The following is a 26,533-nucleotide window of genomic DNA, read 5'->3' on the forward strand; positions in this document are numbered from 1 at the left end:
AGAAGCTCAAGGCCGCCCGGGTTCTGATCGTCGGAGCCGGAGGTCTGGGCAGCCCTCTCGCGCTCTATCTTGCGGCCGCTGGCGTCGGGACGATCGGGATCGTCGACGACGACGAGGTCTCGCTGTCGAACCTGCAACGGCAGGTGCTGCATGCGACCGCGGACGTCGGGCGGCCAAAGACCGAATCTGCCGTCGAGGCCCTCGGACGCGTGAACCCGCATGTGCGGGTCGAGCCGCGCGCCGTCCGCCTCGACGCCTCAAACGCCATGGCGCTGGTCGAGGCCTACGACCTCGTCGCCGACGGCTCGGACAGCTTCGCGACCCGCTATCTCGTCGCCGACGCCTGCGCGCTCGCGAGACGTCCGCTCGTCACCGCCTCGCTCGGAACCTTCGACGGCGCCATCACCACGATCCGCGCCCATGAGAAACGGCCGGACGGCGCGCCGAACCCGACATGGCGCTGCTTGTTCCCCGAGCCGCCGCCGCCCGGGACCGTGCCGTCCTGCGCCGAGGCCGGGGTGCTGGGGGCTCTCGCCGGCCTGATGGGCTCGATGATGGCGATCGAGGTCGTTCGCGAGATCGTCGGCTTCGGGACCGGCCTCGTCGGCCGCCTGCTGGTGGTCGACGCCCGCGACATGCGCTTCGAGACGCTGAGCTACGAATGGGACCCGGAGAACCCCGTGACGGGCCAAAACCCGACCATCCGGGATCTGTCGATCCACGCTGCGCGGAGCGCGCCCGCGCTCGGATAGAATCTTTTCGCGTCCGTCCGGCTCAGCCGTCATGCCCGGACTTAACCCGGGCATCTATCCTCCTCGCCAAGGAGATGGATTGCCGGGTCAGGCCCGGCAATGACGTTTCGTTCTGGTCGGATCGCGCCCGGTCCGTCACCGCGTCCAGGTGAACGCCGCGGCGCGGCGCATCACCCTGATGGCGTCGCCCTCGCCGCGGATCGCGAGGTAGCAGCTCTCGCGTTTGGCATCGCCCAGCGTCATGCAGAAGCCGTCCTCGTCGAGCCTCCAGGTGCCCGTTGCGGCGGAGCCCTGCCGGCCGCCGACGCGGGTCAGGGTGCCGTCCGCCTTGAACGAGAATTCGGACTTGCCGCCGCGCGGGCCGACGGTCGAGACGGTCCGGCCGTCGAACCAGTCGCGCTTCAGCGCCTGCGGGCCGATGAGCTCCGCCGCCGAGGCCCCGTAGACCCCGACGGCCGTGAAGAGAAGAGATGCGACGAGCGTCCAGCGAAGCGGCATCACGACCTCCGGTTCCTATAAGTTCACAAATTGTTCTCTTTTTATTCTCCCCTGTCCAGAAAAAATTCAAGCCCCGTCGCTGCCGGCGGGCGTAAGCGAGGCGTGCCTGCTCCAAGGCGCAAGGCCGTCGCAGCAGGCGCCCGGCAGACAAGCTTTGAGGGGTCGCAGAGCTTGCGGCGCGGCCGGCGCCGCCCGCCTCAGAGCATCGAGGGCAGCACCCGGTCCGGCGGGCGGTGTCCGTCCATGAAGGTCTTGATGTTGACGATGACCTTCTCGCCCATGTCGACGCGGCCCTCGAGCGTCGCGGAGCCGAGATGCGGCAGCAGCACCACCTTGTTCTGTCGGGCGAGCCGCACGAGCTTCGGATTCACGGCCGGCTCGTTCTCGAACACGTCGAGCGCCGCGCCCGCGAGCTCGCCTGCCTCCAGCATGCGGGCGAGCGCGCCCTCGTCGATCACCTCGCCGCGGGCGGTGTTCACCACATAGGCGTCGCGTTTCAGCAGCTTCAGCCGGCGCGCCGAGAGCAGATGGTAGGTCGCCGGCGTGTGCGGGCAGTTGACCGAGACGATGTCCATGCGGGCGAGCATCTGGTCCAGGCTCTCCCAATAGGTCGCCTCGAGCTGGTCCTCGACGCTCGCGGGCAGGCGCTTGCGGTTGTGATAATGGATCGACAGGCCGAAGGCCTTGGCGCGGCGCGCCACCGCCTGGCCGATGCGGCCCATGCCCACGATGCCGAGCCGCTTGCCCCAGATGCGGCGGCCGAGCATCCAGGTCGGCGACCAGCCGTTCCACTCCTGCTCGTCCGGCACCACGCGGGCGCCCTCGGCGATACGGCGGGGGCCGGCCAGGATCAGCCCCATCGTCATGTCGGCCGTGTCCTCGGTCAGCACGCCGGGCGTGTTGGTGACGGTGACGCCGCGATTCATCGCGGTCTGGACGTCGATATTGTCGACGCCGTTGCCGAAATTCGCGATCAGGCGGAGGTTCTCGCCGGCCTTGGAGAGGATGCCCGCGTCGATCCGGTCGGTGACGGTCGGCACCAGCACGTCCGCTTCCGCCACCGCCTCGGCCAGCTGCGCCTGCGTGAAGGGCTCGTCATCGTGGTTCAGGCGCGCGTCGAACAGCTCGCGCATGCGCGTCTCGATGACGTCCGGCAGGCGGCGGGTCACGACGACGAGCGGGCGCTTCTTCATGGCTTCGCGACCTTGTCTCGAGGGCCGGGCTTTACGGTTAATCCATCGTCAATGCGGACGGTGGATGCTCGCGCAGAAGGTCGGCCGGAAGACGGCCGGGCGATCCGAGCCGTCTCTAGCAGACGACGGACGGAACGCAATACGGCGACGAAAGATGGAGCGCCCTGCGCGATGACAAGCCCTGTTCCTTTCCGCCTAGCGGGTCTCGCGGCCGCGGCGCTCGCCCTCATCGCCGCGCTGTCGCCCGCGCCAGGGGCGGCGCAGGCCGTGAAGGAGGGCGAGGCCGGCCTGATGATCGGCCCGGTCTCGGGGCTGCCGGTGCCGCGCTTCGTGAGTCTCAAGGCCGGCAAGGTCTACGTCCGCCAGGGGCCGACCAAGGACTATCCGGTGATCTACGTCTATCGCCGCGCCGGCGAGCCGGTGGAGATCACCGCCGAGTTCGACAACTGGCGACGCATCCGCGATTCGGAAGGCTCGGAAGGCTGGGTGTGGCACTCGCTGCTGTCCGGCCGGCGCACCGCGCTGGTCGCGCCCTGGGCCAAGGAGGCGGCGCTGCCGATCCGCGTGAAGGCGAGCGCCGACGAGCGCACCAGCGCGCGGCTCGAGCCCAAGGTGCTGGTCGAGGTCCGGCGCTGCGACGGCGACTGGTGCCGGGTCGAGGGCGACGGCTTCGACGGCTTCATCGAGCAGGAGCGGCTCTGGGGCGTCTATCCGGGCGAGCGCTTCGACTGAGGGGCGCACGGATCGACGTCCCGCCCCGGCTCACCATTCGTCCTTCTGCGGCAGGCCGTCGGCGATGTCGTAGAAATCCGACTTGGAGCCGACGAAGATGTGCTCGGCGAGCCTGAGTCCCGTCGGGCGGTCAAGCGTGCCGGCCGTGAGGTAGGTCTCGTCTCCCGGCGCGGCCCGCCAGAACAGATTGCCGCCGCAGCGCGCGCAAAAGCCGCGCTCGACGTCGGGCGACGAGCGGAACCATGCCAGGGTCTCGGACGGCTCGATCGTGAGATCCTCGGTCCGGCAGGCGGTCATCGCCGCGAAATTGCCGCTGGTGCGGGCGCATTGGGAGCAGTGGCAGGCGAGAGGCGGGGCGAGCCCGCCCGTCGCCTCGTAGCGGACGCCGCCGCAGAGACAGCCGCCCTTCGCCATATGCGCCTCCCAGAAACGAAAAAGCCGCCTTCGTCGAAAGGCGGCTTCGTCAAAGCTGCGATGACCCCCCGGCCTCAGGCCGCCTTGCGCTTCAGGCGCACCACGACGTCGATGCGCGCGACCTCCATGCCCTCCGGGAGGTCGGGCATGCTGGCGACCGCGACCGAGTGACCCGGAATGTCGAGCAGGCGGTTGTCGTCCTCGAACAGGAAGTGGTGGTGCTCGGTGACGTTGGTGTCGAACCAGGTCTTCGACCCGTCGATCGCGAGCTCGCGCAACAGGCCCACTTCGGTGAACTGATGCAGCGTGTTGTAGACGGTGGCAAGCGACACCGGCACGCGGGCGCGCATCGCCTCCTCGTGCAGGATTTCGGCGGTGACGTGGCGGTCGCCCTTGGCGTAGAGCAGGCGGCCGAGCGCGATCCGCTGACGGGTCGGCCGCAGGCCCGAGTCGCGCAGCATCGCGCCCACGTCGCGGGCGACGCAGAGCGAGGGACGCAGTCCGCAGTCGATGGCCCGATCGGCCCCGGCAGGCGCGGCGGTGGTCGTCATTTCGGCCATCGTCGGTCTCTTCGTCTTTCTTGAAGCGTTACAAAAATCCGCCCGAACATCTCGGACGCTTGAGGTTTCGACTTCGGACCCGGCGTCGATCGCCGGAGACTGTTGTAGATACTACCTTTTTCAGTCGCGTCGGGCAACCGACGCGGCGCCGCAGGGCGCCGGCCGGGCCAGGAGCTACCGGCGGATCAGCACGACGCCTGCGATCAGCAGGGCGATCCCGGCGACGCGCGGGAGATCGAGCGGCCGCGGCGTGAGCCCGAACGCGCCGAAATGATCGAACGCCACGGAGGAGAGCATCTGTCCCGCGATCATCAGGGCGATGAAGGACGCGGCTCCAAGCTGCGGCATCAGCAGGATCGCGAGCACGATGAATAGCGCGCCGAAAGCGCCCCCGCCCCAAGTCCACCAGGGAGCCCGCGCGGCGGTCGCGACGGCGGGCGTCGGATCGCGCAGGGCCACGATGACAAGCGCCATGCAGGCGGTTCCGACCGCATAGCTGACGAAGCCAGCCCACGCGGCCGAATTCAGCGCGGTCCTCAGATTGGCGTTCAGCGCCTGCTGGACCACAATGCTGACGCCGGCCGCCATTGCGAGGATCGCCGGCAGAAGCCAACCAGCCATCGCATGTCCCTTTCTGTTGTCCTGGACGATCTGCCTCGTGCCTGCGGGCCCGCCAATTCATCATGCGCGGCGCGTGGATGTCGCTGACGATCTGCGCGGGTCGGCCATGCGCGGCGCGTCCCGTCCGGTGGGATTCAGGGATTCTGGGGCGCTTTCCGGGGATCGCGCAGGTGTGCTACGGAGGCGCCCGCGCGGCCGCCCGCTCCGAGCGGCGCGTGACGAAAAGATGAAAGGCCGAGATGTCGGATCGTCGCTATAGCTTCGCCTATGAGGACCTGCTGGCCTGCGGCCGCGGCGAACTGTTCGGCGAGGGCAACGCCCAGCTTCCGCTGCCGCCGATGCTGATGTTCGACCGCATCACGGAGATTTCCGAGACCGGCGGCCCGGCGGGCAAGGGATCGGTGCGCGCCGAACTCGACGTGAAGCCCGACCTCTGGTTCTTCGATTGCCATTTCAAAGGCGATCCGGTGATGCCGGGCTGCCTCGGCCTCGACGCGCTCTGGCAGATGACCGGCTTCTTTCTCGGCTGGCTCGGCGCGGAAGGGCGCGGCCGGGCGCTCGGCACAGGCGAGATCAAGTTCACCGGCCAGGTGCTGCCGACGGTCAAGAAGGTCGTGTACGGCGTCGACTTGAAGCGGGTGATCCGCGGCAAACTGGTGCTCGGCGTCGCCGACGGCTGGCTTCAGGCGGACGGCGAGACCATCTATCAGGCGAGCGACCTGAAGGTCGGGCTGTTCAAGTCCGCCGCTCCGGCGGCCGCCTGATCGAAAAACACTGTATCCGCCAGACGGCCCGCGTTCGGCCGCCGAAGGCTGGAGGGAGGCTTACCCCGTGAAGCGTGTCGTCGTCACCGGCATGGGCATCGTGTCGTCGATCGGCAATTCGACCCAAGAGGTCGTGGCCTCGCTGCGCGAGGCCAAATCCGGCATCTCATTCGCCGAAGAATACGCCAAGCGCGGCTTCCGTTGCCAGGTCGAGGGCGCGCCGACGCTGGACCCCTCGCAGGTCGTCGACCGCCGCGCGATGCGCTTCCACGCCGGGGGCACCGCCTGGAACCACGTGGCGATGGACCAGGCGATCCGCGATTCGGGGCTCGAGGACAGCGACGTCTCGAACGAGCGGACCGGCATCATCATGGGTTCGGGCGGCCCCTCGACCAAGACCGTGGTCGAGGCCGCCGACATCACCCGCGAGAAGGGACCGAAGCGGGTGGGCCCGTTCGCGGTCCCGAAGGCGATGTCCTCCACGGCCTCGGCGACGCTCGCCACCTGGTTCAAGATCAAGGGCGTCAACTACTCGATCTCCTCTGCCTGCTCGACCTCGGCGCACTGCATCGGCAACGCCGCCGAAATGATCCAGTACGGCAAGCAGGATCTGATGTTCGCGGGCGGCTGCGAGGAGCTCGACTGGACGCTTTCCGTGCTGTTCGACGCGATGGGGGCGATGTCGAGCCACTTCAACGACACGCCCGCGGTCGCGAGCCGCGCCTATGACAAGGACCGCGACGGCTTCGTGATCGCGGGCGGCGCCGGCGTGGTGGTGCTCGAGGAGCTCGAGCACGCCAAGGCCCGCGGCGCCAAGATCTACGCCGAGCTCACCGGCTACGGCGCGACCTCGGACGGCTACGACATGGTGGCGCCCTCGGGCGAGGGCGCGGTGCGCTGCATGAGACAAGCGATGGCGACCGCCAGGAACCCGATCGCCTATGTCAACCCGCACGCGACCTCGACCCCGGTCGGCGACCTCAAGGAGATCGAGGCGCTGAGGGAGGTGTTCGGGACAAAGTGCCCGCCGATCTCCGCCACCAAGTCGCTCACCGGCCATTCGCTCGGCGCGGCGGGCGTGCAGGAGGCGATCTATTCGCTGCTCATGATGCAGAACGGCTTCATGGCCGAGAGCGCGAACATCGAGGAGCTCGACCCGGCGTTTAGCGACATGCCGATCCTGCGCGAGCGCGAGGACGACGTGACGCTCGACGCCGTGATGTCGAACTCCTTCGGCTTCGGCGGCACCAACGCCACGCTGGTGTTCGAACGCTTCAACGGGTGAGGCTCCGGACGCAGAACGCCTCGTCGTCCTCCGGCTCGACCGGAGGACCCATCGGTCCGCCGGCTCGAATTCGGCCGGAAGCGCTCTACGCTGAAGCTGGATCCTCCGCTCGAGCCGGAGGATGACGACTGAGGATGGGATCGACGGCGCAGTCGAACGTCCCCGATCGCAAGGAAGGACCCCCATGGTCGCCGGACTTCTCTCGGGCAAGCGCGCCCTCGTGATGGGCGTGGCCAACGACCATTCGATCGCCTGGGGCTGCGCCAAGGCGCTCAGCCAGGCCGGCGCCGAGCTCGCTTTCACCTATCAGGGCGAGGCGCTCGGCAAGCGCGTGCGGCCGCTCGCGGAGAAGCTCGGCTCCGACATCGTGCTGCCCTGCGACGTCGAGGACCTAGCCTCGGTCGACGCCGTGTTCGCCACGCTCAAGGAGAAGTGGGGCGGGCTCGACATCCTGATCCACGCCATCGGCTTCTCGAACAAGAACGAACTGAAGGGCCGCTACGCCGACACCACGCGCGAGAACTTCTCCCGCACCATGGTGATCTCGGCCTTCTCCTTCACCGAGCTCGCGAAGCGCGCGGCCGAAATGATGCCGGACGGCGGCGCGATGCTGACGATGACCTATGGCGGCGCGACCCGCGTGATGCCGAACTACAACGTCATGGGCGTCGCCAAGGCCGCGCTCGAGGCGAGCGTGAGGTACCTGGCGGCCGATTACGGCCCCCAGGGGATCCGCGTGAACGCGATCTCGGCCGGGCCGGTCCGGACGCTCGCGGGCGCCGGCATTGCGGACGCAAGGCTGATGTACGACTTCCAGCGCCGCCACTCGCCGCTCCGCCGCCCCGTCACCATCGAGGACGTCGGCGGCGCCGCGCTCTATCTGCTGTCGGATCTCTCGGCCGGCGTGACCGGCGAGATCCATTTCGTCGATTCCGGCTACAACATCATCTCGATGCCGCATCCCGGCGCCCTCAAGACCATCGACGCCGCGGAGGCCAAGGTCGAGGAGAGCTGACGGCAGGCGCCGCGGCCATGTCCCGGCCTTGAGCCGGGACACATCCATCGCCTGCGGGAAGACGGCTTGGACGCCGCGCCCTATCTTCGGCGCATCGCGTTCACGGGTCCCGGCTCAAGGCCGGGACATGAGGTGGAGTTTCCGCGCCCGGTGCCCGAAACGTCCGACCCCGCCCCCTCCTTCGTCGCCGACCGCACCGACGCCTACTTCGCCAAGACCGCCGAGATCGTCGCGGCGCATGGCGACGCGCGGGTCACCTATGCGCTGTTCCTGCGCTCCGACGCCGTGGTGGCGATCGACCGCGCGATCGAGACGCTTGAGGCGCTTTATCCGAAGGACGCCGCGATACCGCTCGAGGTGACGCGGGTCGCGCCCGAGGGCACGCTGCTCGCCTCGGGAAAGCCGATGGCCTATGTGGCCGGCTCGCTCGCCGCTTTGTCGCCGCTCGAGACGCTGCTCTTGCAGCGCGTCGGCTTCCCCTGCGTCTCGGCCTACAACGCGTTCTCGATGTGCCGCGCGCTGCCCGAGGCCGAGTTCCTGGCCATGGAGGCGCGCCACACGAGCGGCGACGACATGCATCTCGCCTGCTCCTATGGGGCGGCGGTCGGCTCGCGCACCGCGCGCCTGATGGGCGCCAAGGGGTTCGTCGGGACATCGACGAACATCGCGGCGCCGCTCTATGGCGGGACCCACGGCCTCGGCACCATGCCGCATTCGCTCATCGGCTACGCCAAGGCGCGGATGCTCGCCGAAGGCCGCGACCCGGCGACGGAGAGCGCCACGCTCGAGGCCGCGAAGCTCTATGTCGCGCAGTTTCCGGACGAACAGCGCTACACCGTCCTCAACGACTATGACGGCCGCGAGGTCTCGGACGCGCTCGCGGTCTGCCGCTGGTTCTACGGCGCGGGCGGACCTGCCGAACAGGGCAAGACGCTGGCCTTCCGGCTCGACACCCATGGCGGCCGCCACCTTGAGGGGCTCGACTGGGACGAGAGCGTCCGGACGCTGCTGAAATGGACCCACCGACACACGCCGGGCGAGGTCGCCAAGCTCGCGCTCGCGGGCTTCGAGCTCGACGAGCTCGACGGCATGAGCTCGGACGAGGTGCGCGACAAGTTCCTGTTCGGAACCGGCGTGACGGCGGCGGCCGTCATCTTCTTCCGCAAGGCGCTCGACGATTCCGGCTTCAAGGAGCCGCGCATCGTCGTCTCTTCGGGCTTCGACACGCTGAAATGCCGCGTGTTCGGCAACCTCTCGGCGCCGGTCGACGTCGTGGGGACGGGCTCGTTCATCCCCGCGCGGCTCTCCCGCTCCTACGCGAGCGCCGACATCGTGCGCTACGAGCTGCCGGATGGAGAAGGCGGCTGGCGCGCCTTCGACCTCGTCAAGGTCGGCCGCGAGTTCCTGAAGCTTTCAGCGAAGGAGAGGCCCGCATGACGCTTCGCATCGACCGCCGGGCGCTGCTCGCCGGCTCAGCCGCCGTCGCGACGCTCTCGGCCCTGCCGGCTCTGGCCCAGACCACGACGCTGATCGTTCCCTACCCGCCCGGCGGCGCCGTCGATATCCTGGGCCGCATCCTCGCCGAAAAGCTCGGACCGCGGCTCGGCGGCCAGGTCGTGGTCGAGAATCGTGGCGGGGCGGGCGGCTCGATCGGCGTCGCGGCGCTCGCCAAGGCCGAACCCGACGGAACGACGCTCGGCGTGCTCAACGTCACGCAGCTCATCGTCAACAAGTATCTCTACGCCTCCCTGCCCTACGACCCGGACAGGGACCTCGCGCCGATCAGCCGGGTCGCGACCGGCACGATCCTGTGCGTGGCGAAGGCCGACGTCGCGAAGGAGCGCGGCTGGAAGAGCTTCCGCGACCTGATCGCCTGGTCGAAGGCCAATCCGGACCAGGTCCGCATGGGCTCGTCCGGCGTCGGCACGATCAGCCATCTCGGGATCGAGCTCGTGAAGGCGAAGTCCGGCGCCTCGATCGTCCATGTGCCCTACAAGGGCGGCGGCCCGGCGCTGGTCGACCTCTTGGGCGGCGTGGTCGAGATCATGTTCGACGTCATCCCGGCGCTCGCCCCGCATGTGAAGGACGGCAAGCTCGTCGCGCTCGCGGTCGGCTCGCGCGAGCGCATCGCGGCCTTCCCCGAAGTCCCCTCGATGAAGGAGCTCGCCGATCTCGGCCTCGGCGAGGTCGACGTCCAGACCTGGTACGCGGTGGCGGGCCCGAAGGGCCTGTCGGACGACCGCCGGACCGAGCTCGCCGACGCGCTCGCAGAGGCGGTCGCGGACCCGCAGGTCAAGGCCAGGCTCGAGCCCGCCGGCTTCACCCCGGTGGTCGACGCCTCCCCCGCCGACCTCGAAAAGCGCATCGCGGACGAGAACCCGATGTGGAAGGAGTTGGTGCGGATTTCGGGGGCGAAGATCGAGTAGAGGCAGCGCGTCATCCCGGCCGGAGCGGCGGAGCGCCGGGATCGTGCCCGGGATCAAGCGCTCCTTTCGGCGCGCGATTCCGGCTCGCGGCCTGACGGCCGCGTCCGGGATGACGACCGGTGGGCTCGCCGGCTCGGAGAAGGCGCCGCCGGCCCCCTCCACCGCTTCGCGGTCCCCCTCCCCCGCCTTCGGCAGGGGAGGATCAGCCACGGCGCCGCTTCGGATCCTCCTCCGCTTGCGGAGGAGGGGGACCATGCGAAGCATGGTGGAGGAGGCCCGCGCCTGCGCGCTAGCCCTTCAACTCCTCCAGCCCCGCAAACAGGTCCAGCGCCTCGGGGTTCGCCAGCGCCTCCTTGTTCTTCACCGGCCTTCCATGCACCACCTCGCGCACCGCGAGCTCGACGATCTTGCCGGACTTGGTGCGCGGGATGTCGGCGACCGCCACCACCTTGGCCGGCACGTGGCGCGGCGAGGCGCCTTCGCGGATCTTCAGCTTCACCCGCTTCACGAGGTCGTCGTCGAGCGCCGCGCCCTCCTTCAGCCGCACGAACAGCACGACGCGCACGTCGCCGTCATGCTCCTGGCCGATGCAGAGCGCCTCGACGATCTCCTCCATCTTCTCGACCTGGGCGTAGATCTCGGCGGTGCCGATGCGCACCCCGCCGGGGTTGAGAGTCGCGTCCGAACGGCCATGGATGATGATCCCGCCATGTTCGGTCCATTCGGCGAAGTCGCCATGGACCCAGACGTTCGGGAAGCGGTCGAAATAGGCCGCGCGGTACTTTTCGCCGTCCGGGTCGTTCCAGAAGCCGATCGGCATCGCCGGGAACGCCTTGACGCAGGAGAGCTCGCCCTTGCCGCGGGCGAGCGGCTTTCCGTCGTCGTCGAGCGTCGCGATGGCGAGGCCGAGCCCCGGCCCCTGGATCTCGCCGCGCCAGACCGGCTCCATCGCGTTGCCCAGCACGAAGCAGGAGCAGATGTCGGTTCCGCCCGAGATCGAGGCGAGCTGCATGTCCGGCTTCACCGCCTCATAGACCCAGTCGAAGCTCGACTCCGCGAGCGGCGAGCCGGTCGAGGCCATGGCGCGGACGGTCTTCAGGCTGTGGGTCTCGCGCGGCCTCAGCCCCTGCTTCTTCACCCCGTCGATCCACTTGGCCGAGGTCCCGAAGAACGTCATGGCCTCTTCGTCCGCGAAGTCGAACAGCACGGCGGGCGTCGGGTGGAAGGGCGAGCCGTCATAGAGCAGCAGCGTCGCGCCGGCGCCAAGGCCCGCCACCAGCCAGTTCCACATCATCCAGCCGCAGGTCGTGAAGTAGAACACGCGGTCGCCCTCGCCGACGTCGCAATGGAGCACATGCTCCTTGAGCTGCTGGATGAGCGTGCCGCCGGCCGAATGCACGATGCATTTCGGAACGCCCGTGGTGCCGGACGAGAACATCACATAAAGCGGATGCCCGAAGGGCAGGCGCTCGAAGCTGAGCTCCTTCGCCTCGAAGCCGTCGAGGAAGGCGTCGAGCGCGACGGCGTCTCGCAGGCCCGCCGCGACCTCGTCGGCCGCGCCGAGATAGGAGATCACCACCGTCTTCCGGACGCTCGTCAGCTGGTCGACGATCGGCTTGAGCTTGGCCGCGATCTCGATGCGCTTGCCCGCATACCAGTAGCCGTCGACGGTCACGAAGACCTTGGGCTCGATCTGGCCGAAGCGGTCCAGCACGCCGCGCTCGCCGAAATCCGGAGAGCAGGACGACCAGATCGCGCCGATCGAGGCGGTCGCGAGCATGAAGGCGACGGTCTCGGGGCGATTCGGCAGCATCGCGGCCACGCGGTCGCCCTCGCCGACGCCGGCCGCGACGAGCGCCTGCTGGATGCGCGAGACCAGCGCGCGAAGCTCGTCCCAGGAGAGCCGCGCCGCGGCCTTGTCCTCGCCCTTGAAGACGATGGCGTCGCAGTCGCCTGAGCGCCTCAGCAGGTTCTCGGCGAAGTTCAGCCGCGCCTCGGGGAAGAAGCGCGCGCCCGGCATCGCGTCGCCGTTTTCGAGCGTCCGGCCGCCCTTTTCTCCAACGATTCCGCAGAAATCCCAGACCAGGTCCCAGAACGCCTCCCGATCCTCGATCGACCAGGCGTGCAGCGCGCGGAAGCCGTCGAGCGGTCGTCCGGCGCGCTCGCCCGCGACCTTCGCGAAGCGCGCCATCGCGCTTCCGGCGACGCGGTCGGGCGACGGGGTCCAGAGCGGGGCGTCGCTCTTGTCGGTCATGGTTTTGCCTCGCTCGGGCGGGGACGAGAGTTTGGCGCGCATGCGGCGCGTTTGGAACAAGCGTTGCGGTGCGGTATAAGCGCGGCCTGTCCGCTTGTCATGGCGCAGGCTCGAGCCGGCGCCGCCGGAGGCTTATGTCGACGCGCCGCATTCTGTTCGGTCTCGCAGCGGCGGTTGCGCTCGCGGCCGCGTCCGGCGCCGTCGCGCTCTCACGCGTGTCGGTCGACGACGCGGGCGAACGGCTGATCGGCGGCCTGCGGGACGCCACCGGCCTCTCGGTCGCGGCCAATGGCGCGGCGACGGTGTCGCTGTTTCCGAGCCCGCGTCTGCGCGTCGACGGCGTGAGCTTCGCGCGCCGCGGCGAGCCGCCCTTCGCGGTCGCCCGCGAGCTCGTCGGGGCGCTGAGGCTCCCCGCCCTTCTGCTCGGCCGGGTCGAACTCGGCGAGATCACCCTGTCGGAGCCCCAGATCGCGCTCGACCGCCTGCCCTATGCGGACGTCCTGGCGGCGCTGCAGGCGCGGAAAGGCGTCGGCCATGCGCCCTCGATCCGGATCGCGGACGGCCGGCTCGGCTGGGGCGGCCGCGCCGTCGATCGCGTCGAAGCCGGGCTCGCCTGGCCGCGCGACGGCGGCCCGCTCGCCTTTTCGGGCTATGGGCGGCTCGGCGGCCGGCCCGTGGAAGCCACCCTCCAGCTCGCCGATCTCGCGGCCTTCGGGCGCGGCGAGCGGGCGCCGTTCCGCGCCCGCCTCGAAGGCGGCGGCCTGCGCGTGATGTTCGACGGCGACGCGATCGGCGTCGCCTCCCCTCGCCTTACGGGCGAGATCAGCGCCCGCGCCGCCTCGCTTGCGGACGCGCTGGACTGGCTCGGAGCGCGCGCCGCAGGACGGGGCGCGTCGCAGTGGAGCGCGTCCTTCGCGGGCCGCGGCGGCCTCGACGCCGACGGGCTGCAGATCTCCAACGCCGAGATCGATCTCGCGGGCCGCAGCTTCCTCGGCGCCGGCCGGCTGACCAGCGTCAACGGCCAGCCGGCCGTCGAGGCGACGCTCGACGCCGGCGACCTCGACCTGACCCCCTTCGCCGCGACGCTCTCGCCCCGTCTCGGCGAGCCGGACGGAAGCTGGAGCGAGGCGGCGATCGATCTCGACGGGCTGAGAGGCTGGTCGCTCGACCTCCGCCTGTCCGCGGAGGCGCTCGAGTTCGGCGGCCTCAGGCTGGGCGAGACCGCGGCCACCATGCTGGTCGCCAATGGCGGCCTCGATCTGTCGATCGGCGAGGCGGCGGCTTATGGCGGCGTGATCGGCGGGCGGCTGTCGCTCGAGCCGAAGGGCGCCGAGACGCGGCTGCGCCTCGAAGGCGCGGCGACCGGCGTGATGGTCGAGAACACCCTCGCCGAGCTCTTGGCCAAACCGCCGATCGAAGGCTCCGTCAACGCGGATCTGGCCGTCGAGAGCGTCGGGACCTCCGTCGCCGGGCTGGTCGCCGGGCTGAAGGGACGCGCCTCCGGCCATCTCGCCGACGGGGCGCTCGAAAGCGCGAGCCGCAGCCGCACGCTCGCGCTCGCGGGCCTTCGCGGCCGCATGCCGGTCAGCCGCGCCGACATCCGCATGGCGGTCGAGGGCGGCGTGGCGCGCGCCGACGACATCTCGATCGTCGGACCGAACGCCAGCTTCGCGCTGGCCGGGACGGCATCGCTGGTGGACCGCCGCATCAAGCTTTCGGGCTCGGTGAGTCTTGCGAAGGGCGGCTGGGATTTGCCCGTCGTGGTCGAGGGCCCGCTTTCGTCCCCAAGGTTGCGGCCGAATCTCTCCGGCAAGTCGGCGGACGGCGAGGCGCGGCGCGGGGCCGCTCCGGACGTCGTGCGCTAGCCAGGAAGCGAGCCCGCGCCCGGTCGACGCGCTGAAACGCGACCGTCATCCCGGGCTTGTCCCGGGATGCATTTTCGCCCCGCGTTCACGGACTTGGCGCAGCCAGAGGCGATGGATTCCGGGACAGGCCCGGAATGACGGCGCCGATGGTTCTTCGGCCTGCCCCCGATATGATCGCCGCCGCTCTCGTCAGCGCCCCGCGGCCGCCGCCCGCTCCGCCTTGAGCCGCTCGGCCTCGGCGCGCTTGGTCGCGATCGAGGCGATGATCACGCCGGTGGTCACGATCGCGATCAGGATCGAGCAGATCGCGTTGATTTCCGGCTTCACCCCCAGCCTGACCGACGAGTAGATCCGCATCGGCAGCGTCGTCGCGCCGGGGCCGGTGGTGAACTGCGAGATCACCAGGTCGTCGATCGACAGCGTAAAGGCCAGCATCCAGCCGGAGACGATCGCGGGCGCGATGATCGGCAGGGTGATGACGAAGAAGGTCCGGGCCGGCGTGCATCCGAGGTCGAGCGCCGCCTCCTCGAGGCTGCGGTCGAAGGACAGGAGCCGCGACTGCACCACGACCGCGACGAAGCACATCGAGAAGGTGATGTGCGCGAGCGTCAGCGTGACGAAGCCGCGGTCGAGCCCGATCGCGACGAACAGCAGCAGCATCGAGAGGCCGGTGATGACCTCGGGCATCACCAGCGGCGCATAGACCATTCCGGAGAACAGCGTCCGCCCGCGGAACCGCCCCATCCTGACCAAAGTGAGAGCCGCGAGCGTCCCGAGCACGGTCGCGAGCGTCGCCGAGACGACGCCGACCCGGATCGTCACCCAGGCGGCCTCCAGCAGCTGCTGGTTGTGGAACAGCGAGACGTACCAGCGGGTCGAGAACCCGCCCCAGACGGTGACCAGCTGGCTGTCGTTGAACGAGTAGATCACCAGCAGGACGATCGGCAAATAGAGAAACGCGAAGCCGAAGGTCAGCGACACGATGTTGAACGGAGAGAGGCCGCGGGTCACTTCGCGGCCTCCAGTTCGCGGGCCTGGATGTTGTTGTAGAGCGCGATCGGCACCACGAGGACGAGCAGCAGCAGCACGGCGAGCGCCGAGGAGACCGGCCAGTCGCGGTTCAGGAAGAACTCGTTGTAGAGCGTCTTGCCGATCATCAGCGTCTCGGAGCCGCCAAGCAGGTCCGGGATCACGAACTCGCCGACCGCCGGGATGAACACCAGGAAGCAGCCCGCGATCACGCCCGGCAGCGACAGCGGGAAGGTGATCTGCCAGAACGACTTCCAGGGCGGCGAGCCGAGGTCCGCCGCAGCCTCGAGCAGCGTGTCGTCGAGTTTTTCGAGGCTCGAATAGAGCGGCAGCACCATGAAGGGCAGGTAGGAGTAGACGATCCCGATATAGACCGCCGTCTCGGTGTTCATGATGTAGAGCGGCTCGGAGATCAGCCCGACGCCGAGAAGCAGCTGGTTGAGCAGCCCCTCGGGGTTGAGGATGCCGATCCACGCGTAGACGCGGATCAGCAGCGATGTCCAGAACGGCAGGATCACGGCCATCAGCAGCGTCGGCCGCAAGCTTTTGGGCGCGCGCGCCATGCCATAGGCCATCGGATAGGCGATGAGCAGCGCGAGAAACGTCGAGATCGCCGCGATCTTGAGGCTCGACAGATAGGAGCGCCAGTAGATCTCGTCCTCGAACAGCAGCCCGTAATTCTCGAGATCGAGCCCGGCCCACCAGTCCTTGACGCCCTGCCAGCCATTGGCGAGGTCGAGCACCGGCTCGTAGGGAGGCTGGGCGATGACGGTGTCGGACAGCGAGATCTTCAGGACGATGAAGAACGGCGCCAGGAACAGCACCAGCAGCCAGAGATAGGGGACCGCGATCAGAGCCCGCCGCCGCCAGACGCTCGCGCCGTCGCGCGCGGGAAGCGCGGCGTCGGTCATGGCCGGCGCTCCAGCGCCGCGAACCGCCACGCCCATGTCCCGGCCTTGAGCCGGGACCCATCGTCCGCAGCGGCGGAACGGCGATGCGGCGCCGGCGGCGTTCTTTCCGAGGCGGCCGCGCCCAATGGGTCCCGGCTCAAGGCCGGGACATGGCGCGACTGACGCCCCCGCCCCCCGCTCACGACGTCAGCACCACGCCGGCGTCCGGCGCGAACCAGACATGGACGCGGTCGTCCCAGGCGATCGGCTGGGCCTCGGTGCGGGTCATGTTGGCGCGGCTCACCCGCACCACCTTCTCGGAGCCGTCGATCTTCACCAGCACAACGGTCCAGTCGCCCATATAGGCGATGTCCCAGACCTCGCCCTTGAGCACGTTCCGGGCGTCGGCCGGCGGGGCCTCGATCGAGATCCGCATCTTCTCGGGGCGCACCGCAAGCGTGACCTTGGCGCCCGCCTCGAGCCCGGCGTCGCTCGCGGCGACGAAATCGCCCGCCGGATCTTCTCCCGAGATCCGGACCTCGCCGCCGCCCGAACCCGCGACCGTCCCCTCGAACAGGTTGATGTTGCCGATGAAGTCCGCGACGTAGCGGCAGTTCGGCTGCTCATAGATGTCGCCGGGCGTGGCGACCTGCACCAGCTTGCCGTGGTTCATCACCCCGATGCGGTCGGAGACCGTCATGGCCTCCTCCTGGTCGTGGGTCACGATCAGGAAGGTCAGGCCGAGCTCCATCTGCAGGTCCATGAGCTCGAACTGGGTCTCCTCGCGCAGCTTCTTGTCGAGCGCGCCGAGCGGCTCGTCGAGCAGCAGCACCTTGGGACGCTTGGCGAGCGAGCGGGCGAGCGCCACGCGCTGCCGCTGGCCGCCGGACAGCTGATGGGGCTTGCGGGTCGCGAAGGGCTCGAGCTTCACGAGCTTGAGCATCTCCTTCACGCGGTCCGCGATCTCGGGCTTCGGCAGCCCGTCCTGCTTCAGCCCGAAGCCGACATTCTGCTCGACCGTCATATGCGGGAACAGCGCGTAGGACTGGAACATCATGTTGACCGGCCGCCGGTAGGGCGGCGTGCCGGCGAGGTCCTGGCCCGCGAGCAGGATGCGGCCGGAGGTCGGCTGCTCGAAGCCCGCCAGCATCCGCATCAGCGTGGTCTTGCCGCAGCCCGACGGGCCGAGCAGCGAGAAGAACTCACGCTGGTGGATGTCGAGCGAGACGTCGTCGACCGCGGTGAAGTCGCCGAACTTCTTGACGACCTTCTCGAAGCGGATGAGCGGGACGGCCGAGGGATCGAGCCACGGCGCGAAGGAGCGCCGGATCGGTCCGAGGGCCTTCTGTGCGGGTTTCTGCGCCATGGGCGGCGCGGCCGACGACGCGTTACGCCATCCTCACCGCCCGCTCTTCGCCTTGGTCCACGCCCGGGTGAGCGCGCGCTGGATCTTCGAATCCTCGATGGTCGGCATGGTGTAGAGCTTCGCGAACACCTCCGGCGACGGATAGACCTCGGGGTTGTCCTTGACCTCCTTGTCGAGGAACTCCTGGGACTTCAGGTTGCCGTTGGCGTATTGCACGAAGTTCGACGCCTTGGCCGCGACCTCGGGCTTCAGCATGTAGTTCAGGAAGGCGTAGGCCTCCTCCAGGTTCGGCGCGTCCGCGGGGATCGCCATCTGGTCGAACCAGAGCTGGGCGCCCTCGTTCGGGATCGAATACGCGACCTCGACGCCCTTGCCGGCCTCCTCGGCGCGGCTCTTCGCCTGCAGGATGTCGCCCGAATAGCCGACCGTCACGCAGATGTTCCCGTTGGCCAGCGCGTTGATGTATTCGGAGGAGTGGAACTTGGTGATGTAGGGCTTGAGCTTGGCGAGATGCTCGGCCGCCTTCTCGACGTTCTTGACGTTCGACCAGTCGGGAGACATGCCGAGATAGACCAGCACCGAGGGCATCAGGTCCTCGGGGCTGTCGAGGAACATGACGCCGCAGCCCTTGAGCTTCTTCAGGTTCTCGGGATCGTAGACCAGCTTCCAGCTGTCGAGCGGCGCGTCGGGGAACGCCTTCTTGATCTTGGCGACGTTGTAGCCGATGCCCGTGGTGCCCCACATGTAGTTGATCGAGTAGGCGTTGTCAGGGTCGTATTTGGCGATGCGCTGGTAGATCTCAGGCCAGGCGTTCGACAGGTTCGGCAGCTTCGACTTGTCGAGCTTCTGGAACACGCCGGCCTTGATCTGGCGCGATAGGAAGGTCGCGGACGGCACCACGACGTCGTAGCCGGTCTTGCCGGTCAGCAGCTTGGTCTCGAGGATCTCGTTCGAATCGAAGACGTCGTACACGACCTTGATGCCGGTCTCGGCCTCGAAGTCCTTGAGGATCTGGTCGTCGATATAGTCCGACCAGTTGTAGACCCTGACCTCCTTGGCCAGGGCCTGGCCCACGCCGAGCGCGAGACCGAGCGCCGCGACGCAGGCGGCCATCAAACCGTTCGTCCGGAAACCGTTCGTCATCCCCGAAAACCCCTCGCTCTCCCGACCCGTCGCGGGAGCGGACGCGAGAGGCTAGCGCCGCCTCGCGGCGCGCACAACTGACGCCCACGCCCAATTCCGCGGCGCCGGCGCCTGCGGCGCGGGCCGGATTGATTTGGCCGCTGGCCTCAGGCAGGCTTGTCCGGCCCGGCTCGTTCGGCCGGCGCCGGACGGGCGAAGTCCCGTCCGAGGGGACGCTGTCGCCGAAACCTCCCAGACCCGATCCGGGAGCGCCCCCGCCACTCGCGCCTGTCGTCCGTCCCGGACGGGGCGCCAGCGACATCCATGCCGGCTCGGGTCGGCGTCCATCGAGCCCTGCGCGCCGCGCCGGAGCCCGACGCGCGCGACGCGGACGAGCGGACAAATGAGCAAGAAGAAGCGGGCCGGCCTGCGCGAACAGATCGCCGACAGACGCGGCGCGGCCGACCTCGAGGCGGCGCGCGAATGGGTCGACGAACGCGGCATCGAGGAGCTTGAATGCCTGGCGCCCGACCAGGCGGGCGTGGCGCGCGGCAAGATCATGCCGGCGCAGAAGTTCTTCCAGTCGCCGACCATGAACATGCCGTCCTCGATCTTCCACCAGACGATCGCGGGCGGCTACGCCGACGAGGACGAGCCGGGCGGCGGCGACCCGACCGACGCCGACGTCGTGCTGGAGCCCGACTGGTCGACGCTGTCCGTCGTGCCCTGGGCCTCCGATCCCACGGGCCAGATCATCCACGACGCCTTCCATCGCGACGGAAGGCCGGTCGAGGTCTCGCCGCGCCAGCTGCTCAAGCGCGTCATCGACCTCTATTCGCATCGCGGCTGGGCCCCGGTCGTGGCCCCGGAGATCGAGTTCTACCTGGTCAAGCCCAACACCGATCCGGACTACCCGCTGGAGCCGCCGATCGGCCGTTCGGGGCGGCCCGAGACCGGCCGCCAGTCCTATTCGATCTCGGCCGTCAACGAGTTCGACGAGCTGTTCGAGGACATCTACGCCTTCTCGGAGGCGCAAGGGCTCGAGATCGACACGCTGATCCACGAGGAGGGCGCGGCGCAGATGGAGATCAATCTCCGCCACGGCGCGCCGCTCGAACTGGCCGACCAGGTGTTCCTGTTCAAGCGCACGATCCGCGAGGCCGCGCTCAAGCACAATATGTACGCGACCTTCATGGCGAAGCCGATCGCCAACCAGCCCGGCTCCGCCATGCACATCCACCAGTCGGTGCGCGACGCCAAGACCGGCCGCAACATCTTTTCCGACGAGCAGGGCAAGCCCTCGCAGGAGTTCTTCGCCTTCCTCGGCGGGACGCAGAGATATCTGCCGACGGTGATGTGCGTGCTCGCGCCTTACGTGAACTCCTACCGGCGGCTGACCCGGCAATCCTCAGCGCCCATCAATGTCCAGTGGGGCTACGACAACCGCACGACGGGCATCCGCGTGCCGCCCTCGGGCCCCGAGGCGCGGCGCGTCGAGAACCGGGTGCCGTCGTCCGACGCCAACCCCTATCTCGCGATCGCGGCCTCGCTCGCCTGCGGCTATCTCGGCATGGCCGAGGGCCTCGCGCCGACCCAGCCGATCGAGGGCTCGGCCCACGGCCTCGACTACGACCTGCCGCGCGGCCTGCTCGAGGCGGTCTCGACCTTCGAGAACTGCGAGCCGCTGCAGGACGTCTTCGGCAGGACCTTCATGGCGACCTACGGGGCGATCAAGCGCGCCGAGTTCGAGACTTTTATGCGCGTGATCTCGCCATGGGAGCGGGAGTATCTGCTGCTGAATGTGTGAGGTGAGGCGCTTAAACCTCGACCGTCATGCCCGGCGAAGCCGGGTATCCACGACTTCGATCGTCGAGCCTCACGGTCAAGTCGTGGATACCCGCGCGAAGGCGCGGGCATGACGGAGGCGTCGCCTACGGCAGGCTAACTGGCCGACATGCCCCCCGTCTTCCGCTTCGCGCCGTCCCCGACCGGTCACCTCCATCTCGGCCATGCGCTGTCGGCGCTCTGCGTCTGGCGCGCCGCGGCCGAGGCAGGCGGGCGCGTTCTGCTGAGGATCGAGGACATCGACCCGGTCCGCTCCCGCCCCGAACATGTCGCCGCGATCGAGCAAGACCTCGCCTGGCTCGGCTTTGAATGGGACGGCGAGGTCCGCCGCCAGTCCGAGCATCTCGACGACTACGCGGCGGCGCTTGCCGCGCTCTCGGAGAAGGGCCTGATCTATCCGTGCCGCCTCACCCGGGCGGACGTGGCGGCCGCCGTCGAGCGCGCCGAGCGCGCGTCCGGCCGCCCATGGCCGCGTGACCCCGACGGCGCCCCACGCCATCCGATCGACGGCGCGGAGGCCGGCCCAGCCGAGACCCGCTCGGCGCTTCGGCTCGACATGCGCAAGGCGCTGGCGGCCATCGGCCCCGAACCGCTCGGCTGGCGGGAGACGGGCGAAGGCCCGAGCAGCGAGATGGACCTTGTCCTCGCGCGCCCCGCCGACTGGGGCGACGTCATCCTCGCGCGCAAGGACATTCCGACGAGCTACCACCTCGCCGTGACGGTCGACGACGCGCTGCAGGGCGTCACCCACGTGGTCCGCGGGCAGGACCTGTTTCATGCGACCTCGGTCCACCGGCTGCTGCAAAGGCTGCTCGGCCTGCCCGAGCCGATCTACCGCCATCACGCCCTTGTCTCGGACGAGGAGGGACGAAAGCTCGCCAAGACGCGCGGCTCGCCGTCGATCCGCTCGCTCAGGGACTCAGGCTGGACGCGCGCAAACGCGCTCGCCGCCGCCGACGCGCTTTTGAGCGGCGATGTCTTGAAATCGTCGGCACAGGCCGATTTCCCTATCCCCGGCCGTTGAAAAGGCCGCCCTGGGGAGGAAGCGATGTCCGACGCCGAAGCGACGCGCGCGACCCTGATCGGCGAGGCGGCGCGACGGGCCGGCGCAGCCGACGGGCCGCCGGCCGATTTCGTCGAAGCGCTGTTCGGCCGCACGGCCGTCGTCGACCTCTCGCCCTACTCCCCGGCCGCGCTGGCGGCGCTCGCGCAGGGCGCCTGGTCGCATCTCTCCCGCCGGACGCTCGACGCGCACGACATCCGCCTCTCCGATCACGATTTCGGCGGCGCGGGCGACGTCACCGTGCTCGAGATCGTCAATGACGACATGGCCTATCTGCTCGACAGCGTGCTGGCCGAGCTCGCCGACCGCAACCTTCAGGTCCGCCTGGTCGCGCATCCGATCCTGAACGTCGAGCGCGACGCCGACGGCGCGCTGACGGCGTTCCGCGGGGACGCCGACCGCGCCGAGTTCGAGGACGCGCCGCGCGAGAGCCTCATCCATCTCCATATCGACCGCATCGACGACGAGACCGAGCGCGCGTCCCTGGTCGACGCGCTCGACGTCGTGCTCGCCGAAGTCCGCGCCGCGACCGAGGATCGAGACGGCATGGAGGCGGCCGCGAGGGCCGCGGTCGCGGCCTTCAAGGAGGCCCCGCCGCCGCTGCCGGTGGAGGAGATCGCCGAGGCCGTTCAGTTCCTCGAATGGCTGACGACGAGCGACTTCATCTTCCTCGGCGCGCGCGAATACGCTCTGCAGGGCGACGGCGACGACGACTGGCTGGAGCAGGTCTCCGACACCGGGCTCGGCGCGCTGCGCGATCCAGCCGCCAAGGTGCTCCGCCGCGGCGGCGAGCTGGTCAACATCACGCCCGAGATTCGCGCCTTCCTGCATGAGAGAAAGCCGCTGATCGTCACCAAGGCGAGCGTGAAGTCGAAGGTCTTTCGCCGGCTCTATATGGACTATGTCGGAGTCAAGCGCTTCGACGACGAGGGAAGGCTGAAGGGCGAGCTCAGGATCGTCGGGCTGTTCACGGCGGGCGCCTTCACGCGGCCGGTGCGCGCGACGCCGCTGATCCGCCGCAAGGCGGCGCTCGTCACCGAACGCGCGGGCTTCGACCCCGACAGCCATTCGGGCAAAGCGCTGGCGACCGTGCTCGAGACCCATCCGCGCGACGAGCTGTTCCAGACCGACGTCGACACGCTGTTCGACACGGCGATGGAGATCCTGGCGCTCTACGAGCGGCCGCGCCTGAAGGCGCTCATCAGGCCCGACGGTTTCGGACGCTTCCTGTCGGCGCTCGTCTACGTGCCCCGCGAGCGCTACGACTCGAACGTCCGCGTCAAGATCGGCGAGCACCTGGCCGAGCGCTTCGGCGGCCATGTCACGGCCTATTATCCAAGCTTCCCTGAGGGGCCGCTGGCGCGCGTCCACTTCGTCATCGGGCTCGAGAACAGGGAGGTTCCGCCGGTCGACGGCGAGACGCTCGACGCCGAGCTCGGCGCGCTGGTCCGCACCTGGGCCGACCAGCTCCGGATCGCGCTCGCGGGAGCGATGTCCGGCCAGAAGGCGCGGGCCCTGGCGCACACTTACGGCCAGGCCTTCGGCCGCGCCTACGAGGCGCGCATGAGCCCGGCCGAGGCCGTGATCGACATCGGCCACATCGAGAAGCTGCGTCCCGACCGCGCCTTCGGCATCGACTTCTACCGCCGGACGCACGAAGCCGAGACCCGCCTCAAGGTGTTCTCGCACGGCGCGCCGATCCCGCTCTCGCGCCGGGTGCCGATGCTCGAGAACATGGGCTTCCGGGTGATCGACGAGCGCACCTACCGGGTCGATCGCGAGGACCGGCCGCGCGACGCCCGCGTGTGGATACACGACATGACGCTCGAGCGGGCCGGCGGCTCGTCGATCGAGCTCACAGCCGATCTCGACGACCGGCTGGAGGCGCTGCTGATCGCGGTGCTGAACGGCGACGCCGAGAGCGACGGCTACAACGCGCTTGCGCTCGAGGCCGGGCTCGGCTGGCGCGACGTCGCGCTGATCCGCGCGCTCTCGCGCTATTTGCGCCAGGCGCGGGTTCCTTACGACCAGGACTATATGTGGACGACCCTGTCCCGGCACGCCGGGATCGCGGCGAAGCTGGTCCAGCTGTTCTACGCCCGCTTCGACCCCCGCGCGGAAGCGGGCCGCGAGCAGGCGGAAACCGCGATCGCGGCCGGGATCGAGGAGGATCTGCAGGCGGTCGAGAGCCTCGACGAGGACACGATCCTGCGCCGCTTCCTCAACCTCATCCGCGCGGCGCTGCGCACCAATTTCTTCCAGACGGGCAAGGACGGGCGGGTCAAGCCGACCTTCGCGTTCAAGCTCGAATCGGCCAAGGTGGAGGGCCTGCCGGCCCCGCGCCCGCTCTACGAGATCTCGGTCTATTCGCCGCGCGTCGAGGGCGTCCATCTGCGCTTCGGCAAGGTGGCGCGCGGCGGCCTGCGCTGGTCCGATCGCCCGCAGGACTTCCGCACCGAGGTGCTCGGCCTCGTGAAGGCCCAGCAAGTGAAAAACGCCGTCATCGTTCCGGTCGGCGCCAAAGGCGGCTTCGTGCCGAAGCAGCTGCCCGCAGGCCCGCGCGAGGCCTGGTTCGCGGAGGGCACGGAGGCCTACAAGACCTTCATCAACGCGCTGCTCGACGTCACCGACGACCTGTCGCGCGACGACCTCGTTCCCCCCGCCGACGTCGTGCGGCACGACGGCGACGACCCCTATCTGGTGGTCGCGGCCGACAAGGGCACCGCGACCTTCTCGGATGTCGCCAACGGCATCGCGGAAGCGCGCGGCTTCTGGCTCGGCGACGCCTTCGCGTCCGGCGGCTCCGCGGGCTACGACCACAAGGGCATGGGGATCACCGCGCGGGGAGCGTGGGAGGCCGTCAGGCGCCACTTCCGCGAGATGGACGTCGACATCCAGACCACGCCCTTCACGGTGGTGGGCGTCGGCGACATGTCGGGCGACGTGTTCGGCAACGGCATGCTGCTGTCGCCGGCGATCAAGCTCGTCGCCGCCTTCGACCACCGCGACATCTTCATCGACCCGGACCCCGACCCCGCCTCGAGCTTCGCGGAGCGCAAGCGCCTGTTCGGCCTCGGCCGCTCGAGCTGGCAGGACTACGACAAGGCGAAGATCTCGAAGGGCGGCGGCGTCTTCTCGCGGGCGCTGAAGGCCGTCCCGCTCTCGGAAGAAGCGCGCGCCGCGCTCGGCTTCGACCGGCGGTCGGCGACGCCCCAGCAGGTCATGAACGCGATCCTCAAGGCGCCCGCCGACCTGCTCTGGTTCGGCGGCATCGGAACTTACGTCCGCGCCGCGACCGAGAGCGACGAGGAAGCCGGCGACCGCGCCAATGACGCTATCCGCGTCACGCCGCCGGAGCTGCGCGTCAAGGTCGTGGGCGAAGGCGCCAATCTGGGCGTCACCCAGAAGGCCCGCATCGAGGCCTCGCGCCGCGGCGTGCGCATCAACTCCGACGCGATCGACAACTCGGCCGGCGTCAACACCTCGGATGTCGAGGTCAACATCAAGATCGCGTTCTCGAGCCCGCTGCGCGACGGCGCGCTGAAGCTCGACGAGCGCAACCGCATCCTGGCCGAGATGACGGACGAGGTCGCCGACCTCGTGCTCGCCAACAATTACGACCAGACGCTCGCGATCTCGCTCGCGACCGGCGGCGGCTTCGAGGAGGCGGGCTTCCAGATGCGCCTGATGCAGGCGCTCGAGGCGCGGAAGCTGCTCGACCGGGCGGTCGAGATCCTGCCCGACGACGCCGCTCTGACCGAGCGGGCGCGCTCCGGAGACCCGCTGACGCGGCCGGAGGTCGCGGTGCTGCTCGCCTGGGCCAAGATCGCGCTGTTCGACGACCTGCTCGAAAGCGCCCTGCCCGACGACCCCTACATGGCGCGCGATCTCGTGGGCTACTTCCCGAGCCTGATGCGCGAGCGCTTCGCAGGCGAGATTGCGGGCCACAGGTTGAGGCGCGAGATCATCGCCACCGTCGCGGCCAACGCCGTCATCAACCGCGGCGGCCCGGCGCTCGTCGTGCGCCTCGCCGACCAGACCGGCGCGAGCCCGGACCGCATCGCCGCAGCCTTCGCGGTCGCGCGCGACGCCTTCGGCTTCGACGAGCTCAACGCCGAGATCGACGCGCTTGACGCCAAGATCCCCGGCGCGCTGCAGCTCGATCTCTACGCCGCCGTGCGCGACCTGATGATCCACCGCATGGTGTGGTTCCTGCGCAATGTCGATTTCTCGGCGGGCCTCGAACGCGTCATCGAACGCTTCCGTCCCCCCATCATGGAGATCCGCGACGGGCTCGACGCCGCGCTTGGCGAGGAGGTCGCGACCCGCCGCGCCGCGCGGGCCGAGGAGTTCGTCAAGGCAGGCCTGCCCGAGGGCCTAGCCTTCAAGCTGTCGGCCCTGCTCGCGCTCGAGGGCGCGCCCGACGCCGTGCTGACGGCGGAAAGGACCGGCCGCCCGATCGGCGAGGCTGCCGCGACGCTGTTCGCCGTGGCGGATCATTTCGAGCTCGGCAAGGTCATCCAGGCCGCGCTCAACGTCACGGCCGGCGATCATTACGACCGTCTCGCCCTTGATCGCGCGCTCGACCAGATCGGCGTCGCGGCGCGCGCCATCGCGGTCGCGGCGCTTGCCGCGTCGCCCGGCGCCTTCGGGCCGGAGGCCGTCGCCGCCTGGACCGAAGCTTCGCTCGACGCCCCCCGGGTGCGCCGCGCGGTTCATGAGATCGCCGGCTCCGGCCTCACGCTCGCGAGACTTTCGGTCGCCGCCAGCCTGCTCGCCGATCTGGCGCGCGAGACGGGGTGAGCGCTGGACGAGCGCCGGGCCCGTGTCCCGGCCTCG

The 26,533-nt window shown here is 69.4% G+C and carries 21 protein-coding genes; 11 read left to right on the plus strand and 10 right to left on the minus strand.

Going from position 1 to position 26,533, the window contains the following annotated elements; genetic code table 11:
• On the plus strand, positions 1–752 hold a 752-nt coding region (locus EK403_RS11135; RefSeq protein ID WP_245479641.1), incomplete at its 5' end, for a HesA/MoeB/ThiF family protein.
• 135 nt (positions 753–887) lie between these two features.
• Here the strand turns inward: EK403_RS11135 and EK403_RS11140 are convergent.
• Positions 888–1,250 (minus strand): hypothetical protein, encoded by a 363-nt coding sequence (locus EK403_RS11140; protein WP_206659530.1) that lies wholly within the window; start codon positions 1,248–1,250, stop codon positions 888–890.
• Positions 1,251–1,447: 197 nt separating this feature from the next.
• A complete protein-coding gene (locus EK403_RS11145) occupies positions 1,448–2,443 on the minus strand; it encodes a 2-hydroxyacid dehydrogenase (protein ID WP_128777562.1) in 996 nt (331 codons plus the stop codon).
• Positions 2,444–2,614: 171 nt separating this feature from the next.
• On the opposite strand from EK403_RS11145, the gene EK403_RS11150 reads away from it, so the two are divergent.
• Positions 2,615–3,175: an SH3 domain-containing protein gene (locus EK403_RS11150; RefSeq protein ID WP_128777563.1), complete on the plus strand. Its 561-nt coding sequence runs from the start codon at positions 2,615–2,617 to the stop codon at positions 3,173–3,175.
• Positions 3,176–3,205: 30 nt separating this feature from the next.
• Here EK403_RS11150 and EK403_RS11155 read toward each other — a convergent pair whose 3' ends face one another.
• The 3 genes from EK403_RS11155 to EK403_RS11165 all read right to left on the minus strand — a co-directional run bounded on the left by EK403_RS11155 (position 3,206) and on the right by EK403_RS11165 (position 4,770).
• Positions 3,206–3,589 (minus strand): GFA family protein, encoded by a 384-nt coding sequence (locus tag EK403_RS11155; RefSeq protein WP_128777564.1) that lies wholly within the window; start codon positions 3,587–3,589, stop codon positions 3,206–3,208.
• 74 nt (positions 3,590–3,663) lie between these two features.
• On the minus strand, positions 3,664–4,149 hold the full coding sequence (irr, locus tag EK403_RS11160) for a Fur family transcriptional regulator Irr (protein WP_128777565.1): 486 nt from the start codon (positions 4,147–4,149) through the stop codon (positions 3,664–3,666).
• 174 nt (positions 4,150–4,323) lie between these two features.
• The gene (locus EK403_RS11165) at positions 4,324–4,770 is read right to left on the minus strand and encodes a DMT family transporter (RefSeq protein WP_128777566.1); all 447 of its coding nucleotides are present in this window, start codon (positions 4,768–4,770) and stop codon (positions 4,324–4,326) included.
• Between the two features lie 239 nt (positions 4,771–5,009).
• Between EK403_RS11165 and fabA the strand changes: the two genes are divergently transcribed.
• The 5 genes from fabA to EK403_RS11190 all read left to right on the plus strand — a co-directional run bounded on the left by fabA (position 5,010) and on the right by EK403_RS11190 (position 10,260).
• Positions 5,010–5,534 carry a 3-hydroxyacyl-[acyl-carrier-protein] dehydratase FabA gene (gene fabA / locus EK403_RS11170; RefSeq protein WP_128777567.1) on the plus strand — a complete coding sequence of 175 codons (525 nt, stop codon included), beginning with the start codon at positions 5,010–5,012 and terminating at the stop codon, positions 5,532–5,534.
• 67 nt (positions 5,535–5,601) lie between these two features.
• Positions 5,602–6,819 carry a beta-ketoacyl-ACP synthase I gene (fabB, locus tag EK403_RS11175; RefSeq protein ID WP_128777568.1) on the plus strand — a complete coding sequence of 406 codons (1,218 nt, stop codon included), beginning with the start codon at positions 5,602–5,604 and terminating at the stop codon, positions 6,817–6,819.
• A 184-nt stretch (positions 6,820–7,003) separates the two neighbouring features.
• Positions 7,004–7,834 (plus strand): enoyl-ACP reductase FabI, encoded by an 831-nt coding sequence (gene fabI, locus EK403_RS11180; RefSeq protein WP_128777569.1) that lies wholly within the window; start codon positions 7,004–7,006, stop codon positions 7,832–7,834.
• 150 nt (positions 7,835–7,984) lie between these two features.
• A complete protein-coding gene (locus tag EK403_RS11185) occupies positions 7,985–9,271 on the plus strand; it encodes a beta/alpha barrel domain-containing protein (protein ID WP_128777592.1) in 1,287 nt (428 codons plus the stop codon).
• On the plus strand, positions 9,268–10,260 hold the full coding sequence (locus EK403_RS11190) for a Bug family tripartite tricarboxylate transporter substrate binding protein (RefSeq protein ID WP_128777570.1): 993 nt from the start codon (positions 9,268–9,270) through the stop codon (positions 10,258–10,260). The genes EK403_RS11185 and EK403_RS11190 overlap by 4 nt, the downstream gene beginning before the upstream one ends.
• A 289-nt stretch (positions 10,261–10,549) precedes the next feature.
• Here the strand turns inward: EK403_RS11190 and EK403_RS11195 are convergent, their stop codons facing one another.
• A complete protein-coding gene (locus EK403_RS11195; RefSeq protein WP_128777571.1) occupies positions 10,550–12,514 on the minus strand; it encodes an acetoacetate--CoA ligase in 1,965 nt (654 codons plus the stop codon).
• 134 nt (positions 12,515–12,648) lie between these two features.
• Between EK403_RS11195 and EK403_RS11200 the strand changes: the two genes are divergently transcribed.
• Complete coding sequence (locus EK403_RS11200; protein ID WP_128777572.1) at positions 12,649–14,379, plus strand: AsmA family protein; 1,731 nt, start codon at positions 12,649–12,651, stop codon at positions 14,377–14,379.
• Positions 14,380–14,568: 189 nt separating this feature from the next.
• Here the strand turns inward: EK403_RS11200 and EK403_RS11205 are convergent, their stop codons facing one another.
• From EK403_RS11205 to EK403_RS11220, 4 genes are all read right to left on the minus strand, one after another.
• Positions 14,569–15,390 carry an ABC transporter permease subunit gene (locus EK403_RS11205; RefSeq protein WP_128777573.1) on the minus strand — a complete coding sequence of 274 codons (822 nt, stop codon included), beginning with the start codon at positions 15,388–15,390 and terminating at the stop codon, positions 14,569–14,571.
• Entirely contained in the window at positions 15,387–16,319 is a 933-nt protein-coding gene (locus tag EK403_RS11210; protein WP_128777574.1) for an ABC transporter permease, read from the minus strand. Before EK403_RS11210 ends, EK403_RS11205 begins: the two co-directional genes overlap by 4 nt.
• Before the next feature lie 178 nt (positions 16,320–16,497).
• Positions 16,498–17,664, minus strand: coding sequence for an ABC transporter ATP-binding protein (locus tag EK403_RS11215; protein ID WP_128777575.1), 1,167 nt, complete (start codon positions 17,662–17,664; stop codon positions 16,498–16,500).
• A gap of 33 nt (positions 17,665–17,697) precedes the next feature.
• Positions 17,698–18,777, minus strand: coding sequence for a polyamine ABC transporter substrate-binding protein (locus EK403_RS11220; RefSeq protein WP_206659531.1), 1,080 nt, complete (start codon positions 18,775–18,777; stop codon positions 17,698–17,700).
• A gap of 412 nt (positions 18,778–19,189) precedes the next feature.
• Here EK403_RS11220 and EK403_RS11225 point away from each other — a divergent pair, with 412 nt between their 5' ends.
• The 3 genes from EK403_RS11225 to EK403_RS11235 all read left to right on the plus strand — a co-directional run bounded on the left by EK403_RS11225 (position 19,190) and on the right by EK403_RS11235 (position 26,497).
• Entirely contained in the window at positions 19,190–20,593 is a 1,404-nt protein-coding gene (locus EK403_RS11225) for a glutamine synthetase family protein (protein WP_128777577.1), read from the plus strand.
• A gap of 147 nt (positions 20,594–20,740) precedes the next feature.
• On the plus strand, positions 20,741–21,655 hold the full coding sequence (gene gluQRS / locus EK403_RS11230; protein ID WP_128777578.1) for a tRNA glutamyl-Q(34) synthetase GluQRS: 915 nt from the start codon (positions 20,741–20,743) through the stop codon (positions 21,653–21,655).
• Between the two features lie 24 nt (positions 21,656–21,679).
• Positions 21,680–26,497 carry an NAD-glutamate dehydrogenase gene (locus EK403_RS11235; protein ID WP_128777579.1) on the plus strand — a complete coding sequence of 1,606 codons (4,818 nt, stop codon included), beginning with the start codon at positions 21,680–21,682 and terminating at the stop codon, positions 26,495–26,497.
• The last annotated feature ends 36 nt before the right edge of the window (positions 26,498–26,533 follow it).

The sequence above is a fragment of the Hansschlegelia zhihuaiae genome (assembly GCF_004103825.1).
Taxonomy (GTDB): domain Bacteria; phylum Pseudomonadota; class Alphaproteobacteria; order Rhizobiales; family Methylopilaceae; genus Methylopila; species Methylopila zhihuaiae.

Excerpts from the sequence above, each read along its gene's own strand:
- EK403_RS11140 (WP_206659530.1), bottom strand. The coding sequence starts at position 1,250 with ATGCCGCTTCGCTGGACGCTCGTCGCATCTCTTCTCTTCACGGCCGTC.
- EK403_RS11145 (WP_128777562.1), bottom strand. The coding sequence starts at position 2,443 with ATGAAGAAGCGCCCGCTCGTCGTCGTGACCCGCCGCCTGCCGGACGTC.
- EK403_RS11150 (WP_128777563.1), top strand. The coding sequence starts at position 2,615 with ATGACAAGCCCTGTTCCTTTCCGCCTAGCGGGTCTCGCGGCCGCGGCG.
- EK403_RS11155 (WP_128777564.1), bottom strand. The coding sequence starts at position 3,589 with ATGGCGAAGGGCGGCTGTCTCTGCGGCGGCGTCCGCTACGAGGCGACG.
- irr (WP_128777565.1), bottom strand. The coding sequence starts at position 4,149 with ATGGCCGAAATGACGACCACCGCCGCGCCTGCCGGGGCCGATCGGGCC.
- EK403_RS11165 (WP_128777566.1), bottom strand. The coding sequence starts at position 4,770 with ATGGCTGGTTGGCTTCTGCCGGCGATCCTCGCAATGGCGGCCGGCGTC.
- fabA (WP_128777567.1), top strand. The coding sequence starts at position 5,010 with ATGTCGGATCGTCGCTATAGCTTCGCCTATGAGGACCTGCTGGCCTGC.
- fabI (WP_128777569.1), top strand. The coding sequence starts at position 7,004 with ATGGTCGCCGGACTTCTCTCGGGCAAGCGCGCCCTCGTGATGGGCGTG.
- EK403_RS11190 (WP_128777570.1), top strand. The coding sequence starts at position 9,268 with ATGACGCTTCGCATCGACCGCCGGGCGCTGCTCGCCGGCTCAGCCGCC.
- EK403_RS11195 (WP_128777571.1), bottom strand. The coding sequence starts at position 12,514 with ATGACCGACAAGAGCGACGCCCCGCTCTGGACCCCGTCGCCCGACCGC.
- EK403_RS11200 (WP_128777572.1), top strand. The coding sequence starts at position 12,649 with ATGTCGACGCGCCGCATTCTGTTCGGTCTCGCAGCGGCGGTTGCGCTC.
- EK403_RS11210 (WP_128777574.1), bottom strand. The coding sequence starts at position 16,319 with ATGACCGACGCCGCGCTTCCCGCGCGCGACGGCGCGAGCGTCTGGCGG.
- EK403_RS11215 (WP_128777575.1), bottom strand. The coding sequence starts at position 17,664 with ATGGCGCAGAAACCCGCACAGAAGGCCCTCGGACCGATCCGGCGCTCC.
- EK403_RS11220 (WP_206659531.1), bottom strand. The coding sequence starts at position 18,777 with ATGGCCGCCTGCGTCGCGGCGCTCGGTCTCGCGCTCGGCGTGGGCCAG.
- EK403_RS11225 (WP_128777577.1), top strand. The coding sequence starts at position 19,190 with ATGAGCAAGAAGAAGCGGGCCGGCCTGCGCGAACAGATCGCCGACAGA.
- gluQRS (WP_128777578.1), top strand. The coding sequence starts at position 20,741 with ATGCCCCCCGTCTTCCGCTTCGCGCCGTCCCCGACCGGTCACCTCCAT.
- EK403_RS11235 (WP_128777579.1), top strand. The coding sequence starts at position 21,680 with ATGTCCGACGCCGAAGCGACGCGCGCGACCCTGATCGGCGAGGCGGCG.